This window comes from Methanoregula sp. (genome assembly GCF_049690535.1).
Lineage (GTDB): Archaea > Halobacteriota > Methanomicrobia > Methanomicrobiales > Methanospirillaceae > Methanoregula.
In genome coordinates, this window is the sequence record NZ_JBAVMX010000112.1 from 1 (window position 1) to 5172 (window position 5172).

Annotated in this window: 6 protein-coding genes; 5 read left to right on the forward strand and 1 reads right to left on the reverse strand. The window is 57.3% G+C overall.

Going from position 1 to position 5172, the window contains the following annotated elements; translation table 11 throughout:
* On the reverse strand, window positions 1-578 hold a 578-nt coding region (locus tag WCE46_RS09025; protein WP_424733373.1), incomplete at its 3' end, for a sodium/proton-translocating pyrophosphatase.
* 489 nt (window positions 579-1067) lie between these two features.
* Here WCE46_RS09025 and WCE46_RS09030 point away from each other — a divergent pair.
* From WCE46_RS09030 to WCE46_RS09050, 5 genes are all read left to right on the forward strand, one after another.
* Window positions 1068-2972 carry an NADH-quinone oxidoreductase subunit L gene (locus tag WCE46_RS09030; RefSeq protein WP_424733374.1) on the forward strand — a complete coding sequence of 635 codons (1905 nt, stop codon included), beginning with the start codon at window positions 1068-1070 and terminating at the stop codon, window positions 2970-2972.
* Entirely contained in the window at window positions 2969-3826 is an 858-nt protein-coding gene (locus tag WCE46_RS09035; RefSeq protein ID WP_424733375.1) for a respiratory chain complex I subunit 1 family protein, read from the forward strand. The genes WCE46_RS09030 and WCE46_RS09035 overlap by 4 nt, the downstream gene beginning before the upstream one ends.
* 2 nt (window positions 3827-3828) lie before the next feature.
* Window positions 3829-4317 carry an NADH-quinone oxidoreductase subunit B family protein gene (locus WCE46_RS09040; RefSeq protein ID WP_424733376.1) on the forward strand — a complete coding sequence of 163 codons (489 nt, stop codon included), beginning with the start codon at window positions 3829-3831 and terminating at the stop codon, window positions 4315-4317.
* Window positions 4318-4698, forward strand: coding sequence for an NADH-quinone oxidoreductase subunit C (locus WCE46_RS09045; protein ID WP_424733377.1), 381 nt, complete (start codon window positions 4318-4320; stop codon window positions 4696-4698).
* Window positions 4683-5172: nickel-dependent hydrogenase large subunit (locus tag WCE46_RS09050; protein WP_424733378.1), on the forward strand; the 490-nt coding region annotated here is incomplete at its 3' end. The genes WCE46_RS09045 and WCE46_RS09050, both read left to right, overlap by 16 nt.

Here is a 5172-nt window from a genome sequence, read left to right on the forward strand (position 1 = left end):
TCTGCGGCTTTCGTGTAGATACCGCCGCCGAGCTGGGCGAAGAGTGCAACGAATGAGGCACCAAAGCCGAACCCGATGATGACGAAGGGGGTGGTCTGCGGGTTTGCCCCGAGTGCGATGTACGTCAGGGAGACCCCGAGGAGTGACATCGAGGTGATGATCAGGCCGGAGATGGCTCCGCCACGGAACGAGAAGTCAAGTGCTTTCCCGTCGCTGTGCTGCGCTGCAGCTGCCGTGCGGATGTTAGTCCTGACGGCAATGGACATTGCGACGACACCGGCAACTGCACTGCACGTGGCACCGACGATATACGCAAATGCCGTGTACACGGCAAGCGACTGCTGTCCGGTGAAGTAATAGACGGCAAAGATCACGATGGCAAGCACGATGGCAATAATCGCGATAGTCGAGTACTGGCGCTTGATGAATGCTTCCGCACCCACCTTGATCGCATCGGAGACCTCGCGCATCTTGGGCGTCCCCTCATCCTGTGAGAGGAGATTACGCGCCAGAAGTGCGGCGAGGGCCAGTGCGATAACACATATCACAATGACAACGAGTAATGCTGTTTCGATCATTCCATGACCTCCCTGTGGTGCTATAGTTCCCCTGAGTACAGGGCCGGCTCTCTCTCATGACGTAAAACGCACGTTGACAGAACAGCCGGTTGTACCGTGAACCATACCACATCAGGTTTGACAACTGATACGGGAAGTACCCTGCCCGTTTTGATGCACCCACGAGAATAGCGCCATGACACCGGGAAACCCCGCCACGCCGGCCACCTATCCTCAGGACAGTACTAGTGCATTTTTGTTACATTAAACTTTTATCATCTCTCCGGGGTATCCCCGGGATCTGCCGGGTGCCGGCCCCGTTTTTTGTGAATCGGGGCAGGCATGGGGCGGTTTTTTGGTATTTTTTCGCCCCTCACCCGCATTTTTTATAAAAAAACGGCCGGACCCGGGGAAAAATGACGGAATAATCCTCCGGCGGGCCGGGATTTGCGTTCAATTCAATATGATTAATAATGAAAGATACGAATAGTTTCTCAGGGTGGATGTAGCGTGCAATTATTACTCTTTCTCATCCTGTTTCCGCTGATCACGGCGCTCTTTATGCTTGCGGTTCGCCGGGATACTGAGCGGAACTGGATTGTAAAAATCTCCGCACTGCTGATCGGTGCAGTGACCGTCCTGCTTCTGGTAACCCAGTTTGACAAGGGGACCCTTTACTTCGGGTTCAACGCAGAACCTGTCAACCTGCTCATGTTTGTCCTCGAGATGGGGATCTCGCTTCTGATCCTCTGGTTCGCGGTGAGGTACCGCAATTACCTGGTCATCGCCCTCACGCTTGTCGAGACTGCGCTGATCCTCTGGTTCGAGGCTGCTGCGACTCCCGCGGTGGCGGTGAAATCTCCCCTCTTTATCGACCAGTTCTCGATCATCATGGCCCTTATCGTGGGCATCATCGGGAGCCTGATCTGCGTGTATTCCCTCGGGTACATGCGGCATTTCTACCTGAACCACACGGGGATTCCCAACCGGACCAATACGTTTTTTCTGATCATTTTTGTCTTCATCTCCGCGATGTTCGGGCTGGTCTTTGCGAACAGCCTCATCTGGGTTTTTTTCTTCTGGGAAGTGACCACGCTCTGTTCGTTCCTCCTCATCGGGTTCACCAAGACCGAGGAGGCGACCAAGAACGCGTTCACCGCCCTGTGGATGAACCTTCTGGGTGGCATCGCATTTGCTGCGGCGATCGTCTACCTGACCTACCAGCCGGCCGGTATGCTCGGTCTTGACCAGGTCCTTGTCTCCGGAAAAGCGCTCATCCTCATACCGGCGGCTCTGATTGGTTTTGCCGGTCTCACGAAAGCCGCCCAGATGCCGTTTTCCTCGTGGCTTGTCGGCGCGATGGTGGCCCCGACACCGGTCTCTGCCCTGCTGCACTCCAGCACGATGGTAAAAGCCGGTGTCTACATCCTTGTCCGGTTCGCGCCGGTCTTCCAGGGAACCGTTGTCGGGTATACCCTCGCGTTTGTCGGGGCGTTTACCTTCATTATTGCTTCGGGGATTGCCATCTCCCAGACAAATGCGAAACGGGTACTCGCTTACTCTACGATCGCAAACCTCGGGCTTATCGTTGCCTGTGCGGGGATCGGGACAGCCGAGGCTATATGGGCAGCGATCCTCCTGATCATCTTCCACGCGATCTCAAAGTCGCTCATGTTCCTCTCTGTGGGCACGGTCGAGCACCGGATCAAGAGCAGGGAGATCGAGGACATGAACGGCCTCATCGTCAGGATGCCCCGGATCGCCGCCATGATGGTGATCGGGATCGCCGGCATGTTCCTTGCGCCGTTTGGTATGCTGATCTCCAAGTGGGCGGCAATCCAGGCCTTCATCGATGCACCATTCGGCCTCGTCTTTGTCGTGATCCTGATCTTTGGGAGCGCCCTCACCCTCTTTTTCTGGGCGAAATGGATGGGAAAACTGCTCGTGATCACGCCGGATGCTGAGAATGTCGAGGGCCTCGTGGACAAAAACGAGTGGATAGCGCTCGTCTCGCTTGCCGGGCTTACCGCCGCCACCTGCTTTATCTTCCCCATCATCTCCAGCATACTCATCGAGCCGTTCCTGCTCGCGAACTACGGCAGCGTGGCCATGCTCTCGCAGGACAACATCATCATCATGGTCATGATGCTGTTTTTGATCGTCCTCTTGCCCCTGAGTATCCTCCTTCCCCACCGGAAACACCGGACCCTGCCGCCCTACATGGGCGGGGTGCCGGCAACTCCCGACATGCATTTCCAGAATGCGCTGGGGGCACGCACCGAGATGAAACTGGCCAATTACTATATCAGCCCGTGGTTCGGTGAGGTCAGGCTTGCCCGGGCCGGCGTCTGTCTCTGCTCGGTCTTTATCGTGATCATGTTTGCCGCGGCGCTCGTCGGCGGAGGGATCCTATGATCTCCCTAACCGGGGCCGTGGTGTTCATCCTGCTCGCGCCGGTCATCGGCGGCCTTATCGCCGGTATCGACCGCAAGATCACCGCCCATATGCAGGGCCGGGTCGGCCCCTCGATCCTCCAGCCGTTCTACGATGTGGGGAAACTCTTCGAGAAAGAGGACGCCGTAGTCAACGAGACGCAGCGCTTCTACGTGCTCAGTTACTTTATCTTCGCCATCTTCACGGGAGCGCTCTTCTTTGCGGGCGGGAACCTCCTTCTCGTGATCTTTGCGCTCACGCTTGCGGAGGTCTTTTTGGTCCTCGGGGCCTACGCGGCAAACTCCCCGTACAGCCATATCGGTGCGGAACGGGAACTGATCCAGATCATGGCCTACGAGCCGATGTTTCTCCTTGCCGCAGTCGGGATGTACGTGGTCACAAAGTCATTCAACATGAGCGATATCGCCGGCTTTCCGGGGCTGATCGTTCTCCTGCTCCCGGGCGTTTTCCTGGGCTTTATCTACGTCCTGACGATCAAGCTGCGCAAGTCGCCCTTTGATATCTCGACCTCGCACCACGCCCACCAGGAGATCGTCAAGGGGGTCATGACCGAGTTCTCGGGCCCGGCGCTCGGATTCATCGAGGTTACCCACTGGTACGAAGTGGTCTTCCTCTTAGGCTTCGTGTACCTGTTCTTTGCAGCAAGCCCGGTCCTTGGTATCATCGCTATCATCATCGTCTACCTGCTCGAACTAGCCATAGACAACACCAACGCAAGGGTGAAGTGGCAGCTTGCCGTGAAGAGCTCATGGGCGGTCGCCCTCATTCTTGGCGCACTCAATATCGCGGCCTTATACTTCATCGGGAGGGTCTGAACATGACGTACCTGAAAAAATCCCCCTGGATCATCCACTACGACGCATCGAGCTGCAACGGCTGCGATATCGAGATCCTTGCCTGCCTGACGCCCATGTACGATGTGGAGCGCTTCGGGATCATCAACACCGGCAACCCCAAGCACGCGGATATCTTTGTCGTAACGGGCTCGGTGAACGAGCAGAACAAGTACGTGATCAAAAACATCTACGACCAGATGCCGGACCCAAAAGTGGTCGTGGCGATTGGCATTTGCGCCACATCAGGAGGCGTCTTCCGGGAGTGCTACAACGTGTCCGGCGGGATCGATATGGTCATCCCGGTCGATGTCTACGTGCCCGGCTGTGCAGCCCGCCCTGAGTCCATCATCGACGGGATCGTGGCGGCTCTTGGCATCCTTGAGGGGAAGCGATCCGCGATGGTCACCGGTGCCCCGCAGGAGCACCCGGCCCCGGTTGCGGCTGCCGAAAAACCCGCAGGGGGTGCGTGAATGACCCTCGATCAGCAGACCACTATCCCGATCGGCATCGACGAACTGGTTGCCCGTACGGCACAGCAGAAAAAGGACGGCTGCCGGCTCGTCCAGATCGGGTGCACGCAGGTCGGCGACGACTTCGAGATAAACTACGTCTTCGATAAGGACTTCGTGCTCACCAACCTGCGCATCACCGTAAAGCAGGACGCGGTCGTCCCGAGCGTGAGCAGCGTCTACTTCGGGGCGTTTGTCTACGAGAACGAGATCCACGACCTGTACGGCATCACGGTTGCCGGGATAAACATCGACTTTAAGGGGCACTTCTACCGGACGACGGTCAAAAATCCGTTCACCGTTACGATCACCAAGGAGGACACCTCATGTCAAAACAAATAACCGTCCCGTTCGGGCCCCAGCACCCGGTGCTGCCGGAACCGATCCACCTCGACCTCGTGCTGGAGGATGAGCGGGTCGTGGACGTGATCCCCTCGATCGGGTACGTCCACCGGGGCCTCGAAAAACTCGTGGAGAAACGGGAATACCCCGAGTACATTTACGTCGCGGAACGCATCTGCGGGATCTGCAGCTACGTCCACAGCAACACGTACGCGGAATGTATCGAGCATATCATGAAGATCGAGGTGCCCGAACGTGCGCAGTACCTCAGGACCATCTGGTCGGAATACTCTAGAATGCACTCCCACCTCCTCTGGCTCGGGCTTTTTGCCGACGGGATGGGCTTTGAGAGCGTCTTTATGAACGCGTGGAAACTCCGGGAGCACATCCTCGACGACATGGAAGCGACCACGGGCGGCCGGGTGATCCAGGGAGTCTGCAAGGTCGGGGGTGTGAGGAAGGATATAACGCCCG

What these genes read in the sequence shown, in the direction of transcription:
- WCE46_RS09035 (WP_424733375.1), top strand. Translation starts at nt 2,969, where the DNA reads ATGATCTCCCTAACCGGGGCCGTGGTGTTCATCCTGCTCGCGCCGGTC.
- WCE46_RS09040 (WP_424733376.1), top strand. Translation starts at nt 3,829, where the DNA reads ATGACGTACCTGAAAAAATCCCCCTGGATCATCCACTACGACGCATCG.
- WCE46_RS09045 (WP_424733377.1), top strand. Translation starts at nt 4,318, where the DNA reads ATGACCCTCGATCAGCAGACCACTATCCCGATCGGCATCGACGAACTG.